This is a genomic window from Yoonia sp. 208BN28-4 (assembly GCF_037543925.1).
Lineage (GTDB): Bacteria > Pseudomonadota > Alphaproteobacteria > Rhodobacterales > Rhodobacteraceae > Yoonia.
Window position 1 is genome coordinate 260,200 of record NZ_JBBIFY010000002.1, and the last position, 17,671, is coordinate 277,870.

Here is a 17,671-nt window from a genome sequence, read left to right on the forward strand (position 1 = left end):
TTTTACATACCGCTTGGCACGGTGATCCGGCCCACATTGCGGGCTTTGTTGAACTCGGCCACGCGACCCAGCACATCGACACCGATCTGCGCGTATAGATCGAGCAGGTCGACCAACACCCAGTTTTCGCGGATCAGGCCATCTTCGACCCGCCAGAAGTCCAGACTGCGCAACAACACCTCTTTGTCCGACGGGGCAATCCCCATCCAGCCGTCGCCCGACAGCGTCAGCCGCATATTGGGCCAGCCGGTTTCACAGGCGTAGTTTCCTTCACCAACCCAATGCGACATCAGATCACCCATCGCATCCAGTTTGCGGTCCGGCATGCCGCGCAGGAACGGTATCTGGTGCCAGTTGCGGAACCCTGAAATCCCGCGTGCCGTGCCAATCCCTGCAGGGCCATACCAGTTGAAACGCGGGTGCCAGTAGGTTTCGAGGTTCATCACTGCAGGGTCGGGATCGGCAGGATATTTGCACAGGTCCGTCAGCATCGCGATCACATGATCCACCGCCTCTTGTCCGTCGCCCGAAACGCGCAGACCGTCCTGCGTCATTGGGGCAGGGGTGCAAAGGTAGGCCCCCAGCTGTGGCGCCATCGGCCAGGCATTTGTCTGCATCATCAGCTCTGGCAAATCCCAGATCGCCTGCATTTCGGTGATCTTGCCGTCTGTGATCTGGAAAAACTCGTGATAGCGCATGTGCACCAGCCGCCCCAATGGCGGGATACCCAGAAAGTCGCCTGTCATCGTGCCCATGTAGTTGCCCATGGTGCCGACCCAGTCCTGACCCTCTGGCGTGGTGCCAGCCATCACGATCATGTCGCGCCGTTCAAGATCAGGGATCGCATCGACCAGTGGCGCGATACAGGTTGCGTGATAGGCCTGCGCACCATTGAGCGAGCCAAACGGGTGGCACAGGTGCAGCGTGGCATCAGGTGCAAAGCAAGGGTCAAGCGCGTCACGGACAGATGCGGCGTCAACGCAGGACAGGGCGGCCTGATAGGGGGCGATTGCGGATTTGATCTGATCGGGGGTCATTTTTGCGTCCTTCGGCAGTGGTCTTACCTGCCATTACGTCAATTTCGCCGACCGGCCCATAGTTCTTTTCTTTTTGGCGGATGCAGCATAGGCTTCTCTGCACTGCAATATGTCTTGGGAGGGACAGACCGTGGCATCCACCGACAAACCGCTTTTGATCAAACGCTACGCCAGCCGCCGTCTCTATAATACCGAGACAAGCGACTACGTTACGCTTGAAGACATCGCCACCTTCATCCGCGAGGGCCGCGAGGTGCAGATCGTTGATCTGAAGTCGGGGGATGACCTGACACGGCAGTATCTCCTGCAAATCATCGCCGAGCACGAAAGCCGCGGTGAAAGCGTGCTGGGCGTCGATATCCTGACCGATCTGGTGCGCAGCTATACCACGCAGGCCTCTAGCGTTGTGCCGCAATTCCTCGCGGCCAGCTTTGAGATGCTGCGCGACGGGCAGTCCAAGGCGATGGAAAACATGGGATCGATGAACCCGATGGCCAATATGCCGGGGTTCGAGGCCATGCGCGCCCAACAGCAAGCCTTCATGAAAGCGATGACCGGCGGCATGATGGGTGGGGCGGCGTCACCCGGCGACACCGGTGCCTCTGAAAACGGCAACGATGATCTTGATGATATCAAAGCCCAACTTCAGGCTATGCAGGACAAGCTATCGAAGATGGGGAAATAGACCCACCTTCGACGCTGCGGGGCTTACCCCCCGATTTTGTTTAGCTCACCGGTGACGATCACCTGACAGACGCCAAATCCACCTTGTTGGATGTTGTTTTCCCACGTGATGCGCGTGGGGCTTTCGATGCTGGCATTGAACACAACCAGCGACATAAGTTGATCGTTCATCTCCAATCGGTTCACCAAAAGCGACCAGTTCCCGTCGCCGCGATCTTCCCAACTGCCCATGGCCTGCGTGTCGGGGAACATCGGGTTCAGGCTAAAGCGTGCGGGCCAGACGATATCCATGGTTTTGGTCAGGCCAGCGACCTGCTCCTGGATCGCGCCGGAAACTGCAGCGGGACAATCGGCTGAGGCGGAAAAGTCCGACATCGTCATTTCCCACTGGCCGTCCTCGACAGGGCTTGTGTCGGCACCAGCACACATCACGCCCATTTCGTCCGGCGTCAGGACCGACCAGAAGCTTTGCCGTGTGGTCGTGTCGTAATACATCGCCGTGACACCTGCTGGCATCGGCTCTTGCATATAGTTCCACACGGTCAGCTGCTCGGCCGTGCCGCTTTGCGTAAAGATGTTAAGCGTGCCTTCGGCGGTGCAGAAATACTTGGTGATCTCGATCACCGGCTTCTGGACGCAGATCTCGTCCAGCTGTGCGTTGCTCTCGGATGTCCAGCGGCCTGCGCTGGTCTGATCAATGTAGATGCGTTGCCCGTGTTCGGGGGCAAAGCGATCAATGTTATATTCCTTGGCGCGGGCAATATCGCCAACAGCCACACGCGAGACCGAAATCTCGCCATTTACGGCACAGCGGATAGACTCGACATAAGTCGGAGCCGCGCAGAACGCTTCGGCCTCGGCAATCGTGGCCCAGATCGCTTGCGGCAGATCGGTGCGCAGGACGATGTGGCTGTCGCTGGGCCGCCCATATTCGTTCAGCCACAGATCGCTGTTGTATGTGTCCAAAACGCTGTCGGCGATTTGTTCAATCTCGCCGCCGTTGCATTGATACGTCTCAACCGTGATTTCGGCGGCGGCGAATTGCGCGATGCCCACAAAAGGCAGCGCGAGGGTTAAGTGTTTCAGCATTTTGATATCCTTGGATAAATTTGTCCAAGGTATGCAGACTGCGCCGCTGTCGCACCATCCCCCCAAATACGGGGGGACTAGGCCACGTCGGCAAAGACGCCTTTGAGGGCGCGTTCCAGCTTGGCGAACATTTCATCCATCTGGGACGGCGTGAACACAAAAGCGGGGCACAACACCACGGCTTGTCCCAGCGGGCGACAGATCAGGCCCTGATCGGTGCAGGCATTGGCGATCCGCTCGGATACGGACAGCGATCCGTCAAACGGCTTTTTCGTATCCTTATCGGCCACAGCCTCAAGCGCGCCCATCAGGCCCTTGCCGCGCCATTCCCCGATATTCGGGTTCTCGGCCAGCCGCGCCATGCCTTCCTCGAACAGCGGGGTGAGCGTGCGGACGTTGTCCAGCAACCCTTCGTTCATCACCACATCAATCGCTTTCAGCGCGATGGCGCAGCCCACAGGATGCCCCGACGCCGTGAACCCATGCGGAAATTCCTCAATCGCCTCGGCCGCGGCCTGCAAATGATCAGTCAGGTCCGGCCCAAGGATCACAGCACCCATCGGAAAGAAACCAGCCGTCAGGTTTTTGGACGAGATGATCGCGTCAGGTACAAAATCATAGGTTTCGCAGCCCCACGTATTCCCCGTGCGACCAAAGCCGGTGATCACTTCGTCAGCAATCAGCGGAATACCGTGCTTTTTGAGAATTGGTTGGATCGCCTGAAAATACCCCTCGGACGGTGGGATGACACCGCCAGCGCCCATGACAGGCTCTGCAAAGAAACCGGCGATGGTGTCGGCACCCTCACGGGCGATCGTGTCTTCAAGCTCCTGCGCCATGCGCTGGGTGAACCGCTGCTCCGTCTCGCCGTCCTTGCCAAACCGCCAATAGTGCGGGCAGGACAGGTGGATGAAGCCGTCCAGCGGCAGACCAAACACAGAGTTATACGGCTTACCTGTCATCGATGCCGAGACCGCCGTCACACCATGATAGGCATTCACGCGCGTCAGGATCTTGCGCTTTTTCGGGTGCCCTTCTGCACCGCCCAGAAACCACAGCATCTTGACCATCGTGTCATTCGCCTCGGACCCGGAGTTGGTATAGAACACCTTGCCCCGCTCAAACGGTGACACCTCGACCAGTTTTTCGGACAGCATCACCGTCTGGTCCGACATCCGGCCAAAGAAGGCGTGATAACCGGGAAAGCGGTCGTATTGTGCCTTTGCGGCTTCGGTCAGGCCCTTGTGGTCAAAGCCTGCGACCATGTTCCACAGGCCCGAATTGCCATCCAGATACTCGCGCCCGTGCACATCATAGACATATGGACCTTTACCGTGGGTCAGCACGATTGTGCCGCGATCCTTGACCGTGGGCAGATCGGTGAAACCGTAAAAGGAATGGGCATCCGCGCGGGATTCCCAGCTATTGGGCGAATTGTCGTTCATGGTGTGACCTATAATGGCGATGCTGGAACGCTATCGCGCAAAGCGGTGATTTGGCAATCACCACATAGCAGCCACAGCGCGACGTCAGTCGTTCAAATACGTCTGAAGTGTCGCTTCCAGACCTTGGTCCCAGATCATGTTCAGCCATTTGGAGAAGGCATCAGCAAACGCGGGCTGATCGGCCAGATCACCATAGAACTGACGCTGTTCCAACCAGACCGACGGATCGTCCTTTGCAGCCAGTGCGGCGGCGTTCAGATCGTCCCAGAACGGATCGTTTGGTGCAATCTCTGATCCGTCCTCGCGGGTGCCAGCGCACATGCGGGCCCATTGGGCCTCGACCAGTGCAAGACCAGTCACGGATATGCCAGCTTTCAGGCCGTCGCGGATGGACGGGATCACAAAACCAGGGTGGCGGGACGCGCCATCAAAGGCCACACGCCGTGTGGTGTCCACGATGCGCGGGTTGGCAAAGCGGCTTTTGATCAGCGTCACATAGTCGGTCGGCTTCATCCCCGGCACAGGGGCCAGATGGGGCAGAATTTCTGTTGTCGCGACCTTTTCAAACAGGGCCGCGATGCCGTCGTGGGCCATGCAGCCTGCAATGGTTTCAATCGACAGCAGTTCACCTGCGTTGGCGATAATCTGGTGCCCGCCGTTCAGCACGCGGATTTTCATCGCTTCGAAATCGTGCACGTCGTTGGTGAACGTTGCACCGACCTTGTCCCAGTCAGGGCGGCCCGCGCAGAAGTCGTCTTCGATCACCCACTGGCGATAGTTTTCATGCGTCACAGGCGACGCGTCATCAATGCCGAGCGATTTGACCAAGGCCAGTTCGTTTGGCCCAGTCGCAGGAACGATGCAATCGACCATGGAATTGGGGAAGCTACAGTGCGCGTCGATCCAGTCCGCCAGATCGGGGTCCGACAGACGGGCGAGGGACACGACGGTCTGCCGCAAGATCGCGCCATTGCCTTGCAGGTTATCGCAACTCATGCAGGTGAATGGGCCTGTGCCCGCATCACGGCGCGCCTTGAGCGCTGCAATCATCGCACCAAATGCTGTGCGCGGTGCGGCAGGGTGGGCGGCATCATATTTGATATCTTCGTGGGCGGCATCGAACCCTTTGGTGGCGGGATCAATGAAATAGCCGCCTTCGGTCACGGTCAGTGCCACAATGCGGATCGCCGGATCGGTCATCTGCGCAATCAACGGCGCGTTATCCGCAGCCACGGGCGCAAAGCCGATCATGGAACCGATCACCTCGGCAGAGGTGCTGGCGGGATCAAGTTCGATCAGCGTGGTCAGGTAATCCTGCGCCGCAAGACGGTCACGCTGTGCCGCATCGCCTTCGCGGACACCCGCACCGATGATCGCCCAATCATGTGCAAGGCTGTCCTGCATCAGACGGTGCAGATACCACGCCTGATGGCCACGGTGAAAATTGCCAAGGCCGATGTGGACGATGCCCGGCGTCAAAGCGCTGCGATCATACGTCGGAACGTCAATGGCATCGGGCAATTCCTTGAGTGTCGCATTGCTCAATTTCATCGTCGTTCTCCCCTTCACGTGCATATTCATCAGCTTAACCAGTTCCCGCCATCGACATTGTAGGTCTGGGCCACGACGTAAGCGGCGTCGTCGCTCGCCAGAAAGACCGCCATGCCTGTCAGATCATCCGCAGTGCCCATCCTCCCGAAAGGCACAGCTTCACCGACTTCTTTTTTCTTCTGGCCCGGTGCCTTGCCTTCGTGTTTGGCAAAAAAGGCATCCACGCCGTCCCAGTGTTCGCCATCCACCACACCGGGTGCGATAGCATTCACGTTAATTCCGTGCGCAATCAGGTTCAGACCTGCCGATTGCGTCAGGCTGATCACAGCAGCCTTGCTGGCGCAGTAGACCGCAACAAGGCTTTCGCCCCGCCTGCCGGCCTGCGAGGCCATGTTGATGATGCGGCCTTTGATGCCACGATCCATCATGTGTCGTGCCACGGCCTGCATCGTAAAAAGCGTGCCGCTGACGTTGATGTCAAACACGCGCGCATAGTCTTCGCGCGTGATCTCGGCGATAGGGGCGGCGGTGAAAATCGCCGCGTTGTTGATCAGGATGTCGATCTGACCCAACGCTTTGACGGTCTGGTCTACGCCCGCGTCGATACTGGCCTGATCGGTCACGTTCACGTGCACTGCGATGGCGTTCTCGCCCAGGCTTTCAGCCGCCTTGGTCGCGCGATCAATGTCGATATCCGCAATAGCGACGCGCGCCCCCTCTGCCACATAGCGCGCGGCGAAGGCGAGACCGATGCCGCGTGCGGCACCGGTAATCAGGGCTGTCTTTCCAGCAAGGCGCATTAGGAAATACGCAAGCCTTGAGCGTCGAACTTGTGCATTTCGGCGACGCGCGGGTTCAGGTGAATTTCGTCACCGTGGGTGAGTTTGACATCACCAATCGCGCGCACTGTCAGCGTTTCGGCCAGACCCGTGTTGTGGATGTGGAAGAACGTGTCGGACCCAAGGTGCTCGGATACGCCAACGGTGCCTTTCCACATGCCGCCGCTTTCAACAACGTCGATGTGCTCGGGCCGGATACCAATTGTATGCGCACCGTATTTCATCGCCTCGTCACCATCGACAAAGTTCATCTTTGGCGAACCGATAAAGCCGGCCACAAACTTGTTGCGCGGGTTGCGATACAGCTCAAGAGGGGAGCCGACCTGCTCGATCACGCCAGCCTGCAGCACGACGATCTTGTCGGCCATTGTCATGGCTTCCACCTGATCGTGCGTCACGTAGACCATGGTGGTCGCCAGCTTCTTGTGCAGTTCGGAGATTTCCATCCGCATGCCGACACGCAAGGCCGCATCAAGGTTCGACAGTGGTTCGTCGAACAAGAAGGCAGCAGGCTCGCGCACAATCGCACGGCCAATAGCCACACGCTGGCGCTGACCACCCGACAACTGGCCGGGGCGACGGTCGATGTAGTCGGCCAGGTTCAAAATCTTGGCTGCGTTTGCCACGCGGCTGTCGATCTCGGACTGGTCCATCTTGGCCATCCGCAGCGGGAAGGCGATGTTCTTGCGCACCGACATATGCGGATAAAGCGCATATGACTGGAACACCATCGCAAGGCCGCGCTTGGCTGGTACCAGATCAGTGGCGTCTTTGCCGTCGATCTCGATGTGGCCCGAAGTGATGTCTTCCAGACCTGCGATCAGGCGCAGGAGGGTGGACTTACCGCAGCCAGAGGGGCCGACGAAGACCGTGAATTCACCATCGTGGATTGTCAGATCAAGTGGCGGGATGACTTGAACGTCACCAAAGCTCTTCGTGACCTGCTTGAGTTGTATCTGTCCCATATCTCAGGTTCCTTATTTCACTGCGCCGAAGGTCAAGCCGCGGACAAGTTGTTTCTGGCTGAACCAGCCAAGGATGAGGATTGGCGCGATGGCCATTGTCGATGCAGCACTCAGCTTGGCAAAGAACAGTCCCTCAGGTGAGGAGTAGCTGGCGATGAACGCTGTCAGTGGCGCCGCGTTGACGGCTGTCAGGTTCAGGGTCCAGAATGCTTCGTTCCAAGCAAGAATGAAGTTCAGCAGCAAGGTTGACGCGATGCCGGGAATGGCCATCGGTGTCAGGATGTAGAGGATCTCCTCCTTCAAGGTGGCCCCGTCCATCCGTGCTGCTTCCAGGATCTCACCGGGAATTTCGCGGAAGTAGGTGTAAAGCATCCAAACGATAATCGGCAGGTTGATCAGCATCAGGATGATGACAAGTGCCACGCGGTTATCCAGAATGCCCAGCTGAATGCAGATCAGGTAGATCGGATAAAGCACACCCACCGCTGGCAGCATCTTGGTCGAGAGCATCCAGAGCAGGATGTCTTTGGTCCGCTTGGAAGGCACAAAGGCCATGGACCATGCGGCGGGGACGGCGACAATCAGACCCAGAACCGTAGAGGCACCAGCGATGATGATCGAGTTCCACAAGAACCGTGCGTAATTCGACCGCTCCAGAACAGTTGCGTAGTTTTCCAGCGTCCATTCGAAGTTCAGAAAGATCGGTGGGCTGGCGATGGCCTGACCCTCGGTCTTGAACGACGTCAGGATAGTCCAGAGGATCGGGAAGAAGATCAGCAGGCCGATTGCCCATGCAAAGACGGTGTTGATCAGTTTGCGTTGTGACGTAACAGAGCGTGCCATGATCAGTTATCCAAATTCTTGCCGACGATCCGCATCAGGAAAATCGCGACGATGTTTGCAAGGATGATGGCATAGACGCCACCGGCGGATCCCAGACCAATGTTCTGGCTTTCCAGCACGCGCTGGAAGATGAGGTAGGACAAAGTGCGCGTTCCGAAGGCACCACCTGTGGTCACGAAGATCTCTGCGAAGATCGCCAGCAGGAAGATGGTCTGGATCAGGATCACGATGGTGATTGCCCGGCTCAGGTGCGGCAGCACAATGAAGAAGAACCGTTTGTGGAATGGCGCGCCATCCATTTCGGCGGCCTCAAGCTGTTCGCTGTCCAACGACTGGAATGCAGTCAGCAAGATCAGGGTCGCAAAGGGCAGCCACTGCCAGCTTACAATCATGATCAGCGCAGGCATGGCCTGATCGGACAACCAACTGACGGGTTCGGCCCCGAAGAACCTGAACAAATGCGCAAACAAGCCGTTGATGGGGTCCATGAACATGTTCTTCCAAACCAGTGCGGACACGGTTGGCATGACAAAGAAGGGGGCAATCACGAGGATGCGCACAACGCCCTGGCCCCACATCGGCTGGTCCAGAAGCATGGCAATCAGGATGCCAAGAACGACGGTAATAATGAGGACACCCAGCACGATAATCAGCGTTGTCTGTACCGCGGGCCAGAATGAACTGGAGGATACGAACCGGACGTAGTTGTCAAAACCGGTCCAGCCCTGATCGCCACCACGCAGGGGCAGATACGTGCGGAATGAAAACCACAGCGTCATGATCAGCGGAACCAGCATCCAGCCCAAAAGCAAAATAACGGCAGGTGCCATCATCAGTCTTGCGGCGGATCGGGAAGCTTTGGTGGCCATTGGATGTATCCTTCCTGTGAACAGAAAGCGCGTTTTTAGCGCTCTGTTTTCAGACGATTATCAAATACAGGGGGTCGAGATGTCCAGAGGGCGGCGCGTGGCCACCCTCTGGGGGGAGGAGCTTACTGGTAACCAGCAGCTTCCAGTGCTTCGTTGACGATGTCCTGACCTTTGGCCAGTGCCTCTTCAACAGTCTGCTGACCAGCGTAGGCGGCAGAGAATTCCTGGCTCACTTCAGTCCAGAAACCTGCGAACTCGGGGATCGCCATGAACTGCACGCCTGTGTACGGCACAGGATCAACAGTTGGGTTAGTTGGATCAGCCGACAGGATCGAGTCCAGTGTCATCTGGGCGAAAGGAACCGCCTGATACTCTGGGTTGTCGTACAGCGACTGACGTGCACCTGGTGGTACGTTTGCCCAACCTTCGTTGGCTGCAACCATTTCGATGTACGCTTTACCAGTTGCCCACTCGATGAACTGCTTGGCTTCGTCCTGCTGCTGTGTGCCGGCAGGAATTGCCAGTGCCCAAGCCCAGAGCCAGTTGGAGTTCTTGCCAAGGCCTGTGTTTGGCGCAAGAGCGAAACCAACGCTGTCAGCAACTTCGCTGTCGTCTGGGTTTGTCACGAAGGACGCAGCCACTGTGGCGTCGATCCACATGCCGCACTTACCCTGGTTGAACAGGGACAGGTTCTCGTTGAAACCGTTGGTTGCGTAGCCTGTTGGGCCGGACGCGTCCATCATGTCCTTGTAGAAGTTCAGGGTGTTCGCCCAAGCTTCGCTGTCCAGCTGTGCGTTCCAATCTTCATCGACAACGCGTGCGCCGAAGGAGTTTGCCATTGCGTTGATGAAAGCACCGCCTTCACCCCAACCGGCCTTACCGCGCAGGCAGATACCGTTGATTTCTGCGTCACGGTCGGTCATCGCGGCTGCTGCCTCTGCGATGAATTCCCATGTTGGCGCGTCGGGCATTTCCAGACCAGCAGCTTCCATCAGGTCAGTGCGGTACATGATCATGGACGATTCACCGTAGAATGGTGCAGCGTACAGTGTGCCGTCGTGGGACAGGCCACCAGCCATTGCTGGCAGGATGTCAGCGGCGTCATACTCGTCGGACATGTCGTCCAGTGGGACCAACCAGCCGTTTGCGCCCCAGATCGGTGCTTCGTACATACCGATTGTTGTGATGTCGAACTGACCACCGTTTGTGGTGATGTCAGTTGTCACACGCTGGCGCAGTGTGTTCTCTTCCAGTGTGACCCACTCGACAGCAATGCCTGTCTCTTCGGTGAACTGGTCTGTGTAACCCTGCATACGGATCATGTCGCCGTTGTTTACGGTGGCGATTGTGATCGTTGCGGAGTGGCCGTCTGCAAATGCGCTGCTTGCTGTGATCAGCGAAAGCGCGGTTGCAGCACGAAGTGTGCTCTTCAAAGACATCCGGTAATTCCTCCCTAGTAGATGTGCAGCCACGCTATAGGATCGGTCAACGCCGCGTCAACAAAAAATTTACGCGCGTAAAGAAATTGGCTGTCACGCGGAGTCGCGCATGATGAGCTTGCCCTCAAGACGTGTGCTTTTCCAAGGCTCTACGTGGCCATCGATGGCAGCAAACAGGGCATCTGCGGCATGCTTGGACACCGCGTCATAGTCGTGCGAAATGGTTGTCAGGGGCGGGCAGGTGTAGCGTGAATGGGGGTGGCCGTCTTGCCCGGCGACACGAATCGAGCAGCCTTCCGTGCGCCCGACGCGAATCCCCCGCTCGTAGCAGGCGGTCAGCAATCCAATGGCCAGACGGTCGTTGCTGCACAGAATCGTATTGGTCGAGAACTGACCTTCGGACAGGGCCTTGTGTCCACCAAGACGTCCAATCTCTTCAAACGCCCAGCCTTCACCTTCGACCGACACCACCTGCGGGGTGAATCCGAACTTCTCCATGGCATTCAGGTAGCTTTGCCGACGCCTGTGGGCGTTCGGGTTTGCCGGTGTTTTCATTTCGAAAAAGCAGGGCGGCTCACCCGTGCGGCACAGATAATCCGATATATGCGCCGTAAATTGCATATTATCGGATCCCACAAAGCCAAGCCCGATTTCCTCAACGCTGCTGTCGAAAATAAGCGTGGGGACGTCTTCGCTGAACTTCTCAAGCGCCCTGACATTGGACGCGCGCCCCAAGGGCGCAATCAGAACGCCTGCGGGTTTCATGGACCGCAGGTTATCAAGCACTTCGACCTCAAGATCGGGGTCGCCATGAGCGCTGAACAGGGTCGGGCGATAGCCTGCATCAAGGCACCTCTGTTCCAGATTGCGCGCGATCTCGGCGAAATAGGGGTCGGCCAGCAACGGCACCACAATCCCGACATTCTTTGTCAGCTTGCGGTTCTGGTTCATCGCAAAGATGTTCGGACGATAGTCGTATTTTTCAATCGCGGCCTCGATCCGCGCACGCGTCGAAAGCCGCACGCTGTCGGGATCGTGGAAGAACTTGGAAACCGTTGGGCGAGAGATGCCGCTGATCGCGGAGAACTCCTCCATGTTTCTGATTTTCTGTTGTGCCATTGTTTTGTTGCTTTTCGTTCTTACAGTGCGGCAATAGTTTCTTGTCGCGCGTTAAAAAGCAACTTTCTTTTCGGTGAATTAGTTTTTACCAATGGAAAAAGAGGTTTGGCAATTCTGTGATGGTCGTCAAACGCCCAATCGGTCGCGCATCGCGTACCACGACATTGCCAGTGTCAGCAGCGGCGCGCGCAAGGCGCCACCACCCGGAAACTTGGGCGCGGGCAGTAGTGCAAGCGTGTCAAACTTGCCTGCCTGACCTGCAATCGCCTCGGCCATTACCTTGCCCGCAAATCCTGACAGGGCCACGCCATGCCCCGAAAACCCCGCCGCCGAAATCATGTTTGGCGCAACGCGCTGCACGCTGGGCAGGCGTGACATGGTAATCCCCAATGTGCCGCCCCAGACGTAATCAATGCCGACACCATCAAGCTGCGGGAAAAGCGATGTCATCCGCTGCACCAAAGCTGTCGAGATATCCTTGGGAAATCCGATCGAATAGCTTTCGCGCCCGCCAAACAAAAAACGGTTATCCTCTGACATGCGGTAGTAGTTGACCACAAACTTGCTGTCAGCCACCGCGATATCGAGGGCCAGCACCATTTGCGCGTCGCTAAGCGGGGCGGTGGCGCAGATAAAGCTGTTGATCGGCATGACCCGCTGCGTGACCTTCGGCACGATATTGGGCAGGTATCCGTTTCCGGCCAGCACAACATGCCGCGCCATTACATGACCGCGTCCGGTTTGCACCTTGGCCGGATCACCCTCGACAATCCGGTGCACCTCGGACCCTTCATAGATCACAGCGCCAGCGTCTTCGGCCGCTGCGGCAAGCCGCGTCACATAGCGCAGCGGGTGAATGTGACCCGCACCATGATCTAGAACGCCGCCGTGATAGCTTTGCGTTTTGACCAGCGCGCGCATGGCATCCTGATCCAGATCATCAATCTGGTCGTAGCCGTAGGTGTCGCGCAGATAAGCGGCATCGCGTTGATCCTCGGCTGCCTCTGCCGCCGAATAGGCCCCGTGCGCCACGCCGGGTTTGAACATGATATCGGGCTGGTCGCGGGCGAAGTCGCGGATATCCTGCTTTGCCTCCTCGCTCATGTCCCAAAGGGCGCGGGCGTTGTCTTGGCCAAGTTGCTTGGCAAGCCACCGCTGCGATTTGTTGTAGCCCGACCCGACCTGTCCGCCGTTTCGGCCAGATGCGCCAAACCCCGCCCGATGCGCGTCCAGCACCACAACCGACAGACCGCGCCGCGCAAGGTGGAGCGCCGCTGACAGTCCGGTAAATCCGGCCCCGACCACACAGACATCCGCCGTCACAGCGCCTTTCAGGGCAGGGCGCTGCGGCGGCAGGTCCGTTGACGCGGCATACCAGCTTGCCGGATGTTCACCCTTTTTGTCATTGCGGAAAAGTGGGTTCATGGATCAGACGTTCAGCAAAAGGTGTTCGCGTTCCCAAGGGCTGATGACTTGCAGGAATTCGCTGTATTCCGCCCTTTTCACAATGGAAAACACGCGCGCAAATTCCGCACCCAGCACGCCGTGCATCTCGGTGGCTGCATCAAACAGTTCCATCGCCTCGTATGGACTTTGCGGGATATCGGGCTCGGCGTCATAGGCCTCACCCTTGTAGCGCTTGTCGGGGGCGATCTTGTTGACCAGACCCAAATAGCCGCAGGCCAGTGATGCGGCGATGGCCAGATAGGGATTACAATCCATGCCCGCCAAGCGGTTCTCGATCCGCCGCGCGGCTGGATCACTGATCGGGATGCGGATGCCCGTCGTGCGGTTATCGCGTCCCCATTCAAGATTGATCGGCGCGGCATAGTCTTTCACGTAGCGGCGAAAGCTGTTCACATAAGGGGCCATCACGCCGATGACGCTTGGCATGTGTTCCTGCAACCCGCCAATAAAGTGGAAGAACGCGTCCGTCTCGCCGCCACCCTTGCCGGTAAAGATATTCCGGCCCTCGTCATCAATCACCGAATGGTGGATGTGCATCGCGCTGCCGGGCTCCCCGCTGATCGGCTTGGCCATGAAAGTGGCAAAACAATCGTGGCGCAGCGCCGCCTCGCGGATCAGGCGTTTGAAATAGAACACCTCGTCAGCCAGTTTGACAGGATCGCCGTGGCGCAGGTTGATCTCAAGCTGGCCTGCGCCGCCTTCCTGCGTGATGCCGTCAATCTCAAAGCCTTGCACTTCGGCGAATTCGTAAATGTCGTCGATCACGGGGCCATAGTCATCCACCGCCGTCATCGAATAGGCCTGACGACCAGCCGCAGGGCGCCCCGTGCGGCCCATCATCGGTTCAATCGGCTTGGCAGGGTCCACGTTGCGGCCCACCAGATAGAACTCCATCTCGGGTGCGACAACGGGCGTCCAGCCCTGCGCCTCGTAGAGTGCCACCACGCGTTTCAGCACGTTGCGCGGGGAATACCCAACCGGATCGCCTTTTTGGTCAAAGGCATCGTGAATTACCTGCAATGTCCCGTCCGACGCCCAAGGGGCCGCCGTCGCCGTGCCCAGATCGGGGCGCAGGATCATGTCTGGTTCGGTAAACCCGCCCGGTCCGGCGGCCTCACCCCAATCGCCCGTGATGGTCTGGAAAAAGATCGAATTGGGCAGATGGAAATGCGTCTGCTTTTCCCACTTGGCAGCTGGCACAGCCTTGCCGCGCGCGATGCCGGGCAAGTCGGGGATCAGGCATTCCACCTCGTCCAGACGGCTTGCCTCAAGGTATTTCAAAGCCGCTTCGGGGATGTCATCGGTCCAGGTCATGCGACACGTCTTTCCTTGAAGAACGACACAACCTGCTGGGCCAGTCGCGCGTTATCAACAGGCGCGTCAATGTTTGCGCGCACGGTATCAAGCAGACCGTCCGGCACCACACCCGGCCCGCGATAGGTCGCAAGCCCGTCGACAAACGCGCCGTCAAATTCGGGATGCGCCTGCACGGTGAACGCTTTTTGTCCGTAGACCAGTGCGGCATTGGCGCAAAAATCATTGCTGGCACAAACCTCGGCACCTTCGGGCAGGGCCACAACCTGGTCCTGATGCCACGCATTCAGATAGATCGTTTCGCCTTGCCAGTCATAGGACTGCCGACCAACGGCCCAGCCGCCTTCGAACTTCATCACCTTGCCACCCAGCGCCTGCGCGATGATCTGATGGCCAAAGCAGACGCCAACCATCGGAATATCTGCGGCGTAACAATCGCGGATGAACGTCTCAAGCGGGGCAATAAACGGGTGATCCTCGTAAGCGCCATGTTTCGAGCCGGTGATCAGCCAGCCATCGCAATCGCGGATCGTGTCGGGAAAGGCCATGTCGACCACGTTATAGACGACAAAGTCAAAGCCGTTTCCATCGAGGAATTTTTCAAACAGATTGCTGAAGTTGCCTGACAAAGGCCGCAGTTCCTCTGGGGCGTGGCCGGTCTGGAGAATACCGATTTTCATTTGGATGTCCTGTCGCGCGTTTGCAAAGACGTTAGGCCCGTGATGTCACGCGGGCAAGTCAGACTGTATCGAGATAAAGCTCAAGCTGTTCTTCCGGCGTCAGTTGCTGGAAATAGTGCAGCTCTTGCCGCTTGGTCAGCACAAAGTTCTTGATCAGCAGCGGATCAAAAATGCGTTTGACCATTTCACCTGTCTCAAACGCATCAATCGCGGCGGCCCACGTGTCGGGAATCTGCCGGATTTCCTGATCATAGGCATTCCCCGAAATCGGGGCGGGCGGTGTCAGCTTGTCCTCGATCCCGATCAGGGCGGAGCCCAGTACAGCCGCCAGAAACAGATAGGGGTTCACATCGCCACCGGCCACGCGGTGTTCCACGCGGCGCGCCTTGAAGCTGCCGCCAGGCACGCGGACAGAGGCCGTGCGATTGTCATAGGCCCAGCAAATGGCCGTTGGCGCATGGCTGTCCGGCACCAGCCGTTCATAGGAATTGCCGTGCGGCGCAAAGATCAGCGCCAGTTCAGGTATACCCTTCAGGCAGCCCGCGATGGCATTACGCAACACGTCAGAGCCTTCGAACGTATCGTTGTCCATGATATTCCGACCATCTTTGTCGATGATCGAAAAATGCGTGTGCAAGCCGTTGCCCGCGTGTTCGGGATAGGGCTTTGCCATAAAGCTGGCAGCCATCCCGTGCTTGCGGGCCAGCCCGCGCACCAGCATCTTGAACAGCCACGCATCATCAGCGGCCTTCAGCGCGTCATTGACGTGTTCGAGGTTCACCTCGAATTGGCCCAGACCGCCTTCGGAAATGGCAGCCTCTGCGGGAATGTCCATCGCCTCACAGGCGTCGTAAAGATCGTTGAAGAACACATCAAACGCATCCAGCGCCCGCAGCGACAGAATTTCCGCGCCGGGGCGGCGTTTACCCGATCGCGGACTGCGCGGCTGGCGCAATTCGCGGCCACTGTCATCGACCAGATAGAACTCCATCTCGGTGGCGACGACAGGCGTCAGATCAAGCGCAGCAAACCGTTCAACAACCCGCGCAAGCGCGTGACGCGGATCGCTTTGATACGGTGTGCCGTCCTCCCAATGCATCCAGACCGGAAGCAGCGCCGACGGGCGTTCCAGCCACGGCATCGGCACATAACCGCGCTCGGTGGGCAGCAAAATTCCGTCTGCGTCGCCTGTCTCGAACACCATCGGGCTGTTGTCCACATCCTCGCCCCAGATATCGAGGCTCAGAACAGAGAGCGGGAACCGCGTGCCTTCGGCCTCGAGCTTTTCGGCAAAGCGGCGGGGTACGCGCTTGCCACGGGCCTGACCGTTCAGGTCGGCAGCGCCACAGCGCACGTTACGGACATCGGGGTTTTCGTGAAGCCAGCTCATCGCGTGGGGGGCCTGAAATAAAGGAGTTACGCCATTGCTATGCGCCCAAGTGCGCGCAAGTGCAAGCTACCGAATGATCTGCGGGCGAATACGCAAACGGCGGCGGCGCTCTTGCGGCAAATGCCGGTTCAGCCGCGCGTTGATGATGCCGAAAATGCTGATGACGATCAGTGTCAGGATGATGAAATACCCCGCCAGAATGGGGTAGGGGATAAACGGGTTGAACGTCTTGTCGGCAAAATAACTGGCGTAATACAGCGCGTCGCCCTTTTGCTGAAACGCGGGAAAGCCTGCGAAATAAACCAGCGTGGTGGCGTGGAACAGAAAGATCGCCTCGTTCGTGTAAGCAGGCCAGCCGAGACGCAGCATCGTGGGCCAGATCACCCGCTTGAACCGCGCCCAGCCCGACATCCCGTAGGCGTCAGCGGCCTCGGTGTCGCCCTTGGGAATGGACTGCAGCGCGCCATAGAATATCTCGCCCGAATAGGCGGCAGTGTTGAGGATCAGCACCACCAACGCGCCGAAAGTGGCGGACGTTAGGGGGCTGAAGATCGGGTAAACGCCCTTAAGCGACAGGAACAGGAAGTAGGCGAAAAAGAACTGGATAAAGAGCGGTGAGCCGCGGAAGAGAAAGATAAACCACTCTGCCGGTTTGCGGGTCCAGCGGCTGGTCGAGGCCTTGCCCATCGCCACCGCCGTCGCCAGCACAAACCCGATGATCAGGGCCAGCACGCCAAAATAGATGTTCCAGATCATGCCCGACCCGATCAGGGTGAACTGCTGGCAAAGGGTGAAATCCGAACGCGGCAATAGACGCTCACCAATCCCGATGGAGCGCAGGCCGTAGTCGAGGATAGTCTGGGCGCAGCTCATGGGGCACAGCCCCGGGCAGCGCACTCCCTGGAGGGCGTTTGGACCATCTGTTTGACTGGTGTCATAT

Annotated in this window: 16 protein-coding genes; 1 reads left to right on the forward strand and 15 read right to left on the reverse strand. The window is 58.2% G+C overall.

From position 1 onward, the window contains the following. Positions 1-2: 2 nt before the first annotated feature. Positions 3-1,037, reverse strand: a complete 1,035-nt coding sequence (locus V8J84_RS07390) for an ester cyclase (RefSeq protein WP_339929620.1) — start codon at positions 1,035-1,037, stop codon at positions 3-5. 130 nt (positions 1,038-1,167) lie between these two features. Here V8J84_RS07390 and phaR point away from each other — a divergent pair, with 130 nt between their 5' ends. Beyond that, positions 1,168-1,722 carry a polyhydroxyalkanoate synthesis repressor PhaR gene (gene phaR / locus V8J84_RS07395; RefSeq protein ID WP_339930695.1) on the forward strand — a complete coding sequence of 185 codons (555 nt, stop codon included), beginning with the start codon at positions 1,168-1,170 and terminating at the stop codon, positions 1,720-1,722. Between the two features lie 23 nt (positions 1,723-1,745). Here phaR and V8J84_RS07400 read toward each other — a convergent pair whose 3' ends face one another. The 14 genes from V8J84_RS07400 to V8J84_RS07465 form a co-directional block, all read right to left on the reverse strand. Next, entirely contained in the window at positions 1,746-2,810 is a 1,065-nt protein-coding gene (locus tag V8J84_RS07400; protein WP_339929622.1) for a hypothetical protein, read from the reverse strand. Positions 2,811-2,887: 77 nt separating this feature from the next. After that, complete coding sequence (locus V8J84_RS07405) at positions 2,888-4,255, reverse strand: aminotransferase (protein WP_339929624.1); 1,368 nt, start codon at positions 4,253-4,255, stop codon at positions 2,888-2,890. Between the two features lie 84 nt (positions 4,256-4,339). Beyond that, the gene (locus V8J84_RS07410) at positions 4,340-5,806 is read right to left on the reverse strand and encodes a mannitol dehydrogenase family protein (RefSeq protein ID WP_339929626.1); all 1,467 of its coding nucleotides are present in this window, start codon (positions 5,804-5,806) and stop codon (positions 4,340-4,342) included. 29 nt (positions 5,807-5,835) lie between these two features. Beyond that, positions 5,836-6,606 (reverse strand): L-iditol 2-dehydrogenase, encoded by a 771-nt coding sequence (locus V8J84_RS07415; RefSeq protein ID WP_339929628.1) that lies wholly within the window; start codon positions 6,604-6,606, stop codon positions 5,836-5,838. Further along, complete coding sequence (locus tag V8J84_RS07420; protein ID WP_339929630.1) at positions 6,606-7,610, reverse strand: ABC transporter ATP-binding protein; 1,005 nt, start codon at positions 7,608-7,610, stop codon at positions 6,606-6,608. The genes V8J84_RS07415 and V8J84_RS07420 overlap by 1 nt, the downstream gene beginning before the upstream one ends. A gap of 12 nt (positions 7,611-7,622) precedes the next feature. Further along, positions 7,623-8,453: a carbohydrate ABC transporter permease gene (locus V8J84_RS07425; protein ID WP_339929632.1), complete on the reverse strand. Its 831-nt coding sequence runs from the start codon at positions 8,451-8,453 to the stop codon at positions 7,623-7,625. Positions 8,454-8,455: 2 nt separating this feature from the next. After that, on the reverse strand, positions 8,456-9,322 hold the full coding sequence (locus tag V8J84_RS07430) for a carbohydrate ABC transporter permease (RefSeq protein WP_339929634.1): 867 nt from the start codon (positions 9,320-9,322) through the stop codon (positions 8,456-8,458). Between the two features lie 122 nt (positions 9,323-9,444). Further along, on the reverse strand, positions 9,445-10,761 hold the full coding sequence (locus tag V8J84_RS07435) for an ABC transporter substrate-binding protein (RefSeq protein ID WP_339929636.1): 1,317 nt from the start codon (positions 10,759-10,761) through the stop codon (positions 9,445-9,447). Between the two features lie 93 nt (positions 10,762-10,854). Then, entirely contained in the window at positions 10,855-11,880 is a 1,026-nt protein-coding gene (locus V8J84_RS07440) for a LacI family DNA-binding transcriptional regulator (protein ID WP_339929638.1), read from the reverse strand. A gap of 126 nt (positions 11,881-12,006) precedes the next feature. Next, a complete protein-coding gene (locus V8J84_RS07445) occupies positions 12,007-13,305 on the reverse strand; it encodes an NAD(P)/FAD-dependent oxidoreductase (RefSeq protein WP_339929640.1) in 1,299 nt (432 codons plus the stop codon). A gap of 3 nt (positions 13,306-13,308) precedes the next feature. Further along, positions 13,309-14,661 carry a glutamine synthetase family protein gene (locus V8J84_RS07450; RefSeq protein WP_339929642.1) on the reverse strand — a complete coding sequence of 451 codons (1,353 nt, stop codon included), beginning with the start codon at positions 14,659-14,661 and terminating at the stop codon, positions 13,309-13,311. After that, on the reverse strand, positions 14,658-15,341 hold the full coding sequence (locus tag V8J84_RS07455; RefSeq protein WP_339929644.1) for a type 1 glutamine amidotransferase: 684 nt from the start codon (positions 15,339-15,341) through the stop codon (positions 14,658-14,660). The genes V8J84_RS07450 and V8J84_RS07455 overlap by 4 nt, the downstream gene beginning before the upstream one ends. Before the next feature lie 58 nt (positions 15,342-15,399). Continuing rightward, positions 15,400-16,731: a glutamine synthetase family protein gene (locus tag V8J84_RS07460; RefSeq protein WP_339929646.1), complete on the reverse strand. Its 1,332-nt coding sequence runs from the start codon at positions 16,729-16,731 to the stop codon at positions 15,400-15,402. A 66-nt stretch (positions 16,732-16,797) separates the two neighbouring features. Beyond that, entirely contained in the window at positions 16,798-17,604 is an 807-nt protein-coding gene (locus V8J84_RS07465) for an ABC transporter permease (RefSeq protein ID WP_339929648.1), read from the reverse strand. Positions 17,605-17,671: the final 67 nt, after the last annotated feature.

Bases quoted from the DNA above. Each gene is read 5' to 3' on its own strand.
- V8J84_RS07390 (WP_339929620.1), bottom strand. From the start codon at position 1,037: ATGACCCCCGATCAGATCAAATCCGCAATCGCCCCCTATCAGGCCGCC.
- V8J84_RS07400 (WP_339929622.1), bottom strand. From the start codon at position 2,810: ATGCTGAAACACTTAACCCTCGCGCTGCCTTTTGTGGGCATCGCGCAA.
- V8J84_RS07405 (WP_339929624.1), bottom strand. From the start codon at position 4,255: ATGAACGACAATTCGCCCAATAGCTGGGAATCCCGCGCGGATGCCCAT.
- V8J84_RS07410 (WP_339929626.1), bottom strand. From the start codon at position 5,806: ATGAAATTGAGCAATGCGACACTCAAGGAATTGCCCGATGCCATTGAC.
- V8J84_RS07415 (WP_339929628.1), bottom strand. From the start codon at position 6,606: ATGCGCCTTGCTGGAAAGACAGCCCTGATTACCGGTGCCGCACGCGGC.
- V8J84_RS07420 (WP_339929630.1), bottom strand. From the start codon at position 7,610: ATGGGACAGATACAACTCAAGCAGGTCACGAAGAGCTTTGGTGACGTT.
- V8J84_RS07425 (WP_339929632.1), bottom strand. From the start codon at position 8,453: ATGGCACGCTCTGTTACGTCACAACGCAAACTGATCAACACCGTCTTT.
- V8J84_RS07430 (WP_339929634.1), bottom strand. From the start codon at position 9,322: ATGGCCACCAAAGCTTCCCGATCCGCCGCAAGACTGATGATGGCACCT.
- V8J84_RS07435 (WP_339929636.1), bottom strand. From the start codon at position 10,761: ATGTCTTTGAAGAGCACACTTCGTGCTGCAACCGCGCTTTCGCTGATC.
- V8J84_RS07440 (WP_339929638.1), bottom strand. From the start codon at position 11,880: ATGGCACAACAGAAAATCAGAAACATGGAGGAGTTCTCCGCGATCAGC.
- V8J84_RS07445 (WP_339929640.1), bottom strand. From the start codon at position 13,305: ATGAACCCACTTTTCCGCAATGACAAAAAGGGTGAACATCCGGCAAGC.
- V8J84_RS07450 (WP_339929642.1), bottom strand. From the start codon at position 14,661: ATGACCTGGACCGATGACATCCCCGAAGCGGCTTTGAAATACCTTGAG.
- V8J84_RS07455 (WP_339929644.1), bottom strand. From the start codon at position 15,341: ATGAAAATCGGTATTCTCCAGACCGGCCACGCCCCAGAGGAACTGCGG.
- V8J84_RS07460 (WP_339929646.1), bottom strand. From the start codon at position 16,731: ATGAGCTGGCTTCACGAAAACCCCGATGTCCGTAACGTGCGCTGTGGC.
- V8J84_RS07465 (WP_339929648.1), bottom strand. From the start codon at position 17,604: ATGAGCTGCGCCCAGACTATCCTCGACTACGGCCTGCGCTCCATCGGG.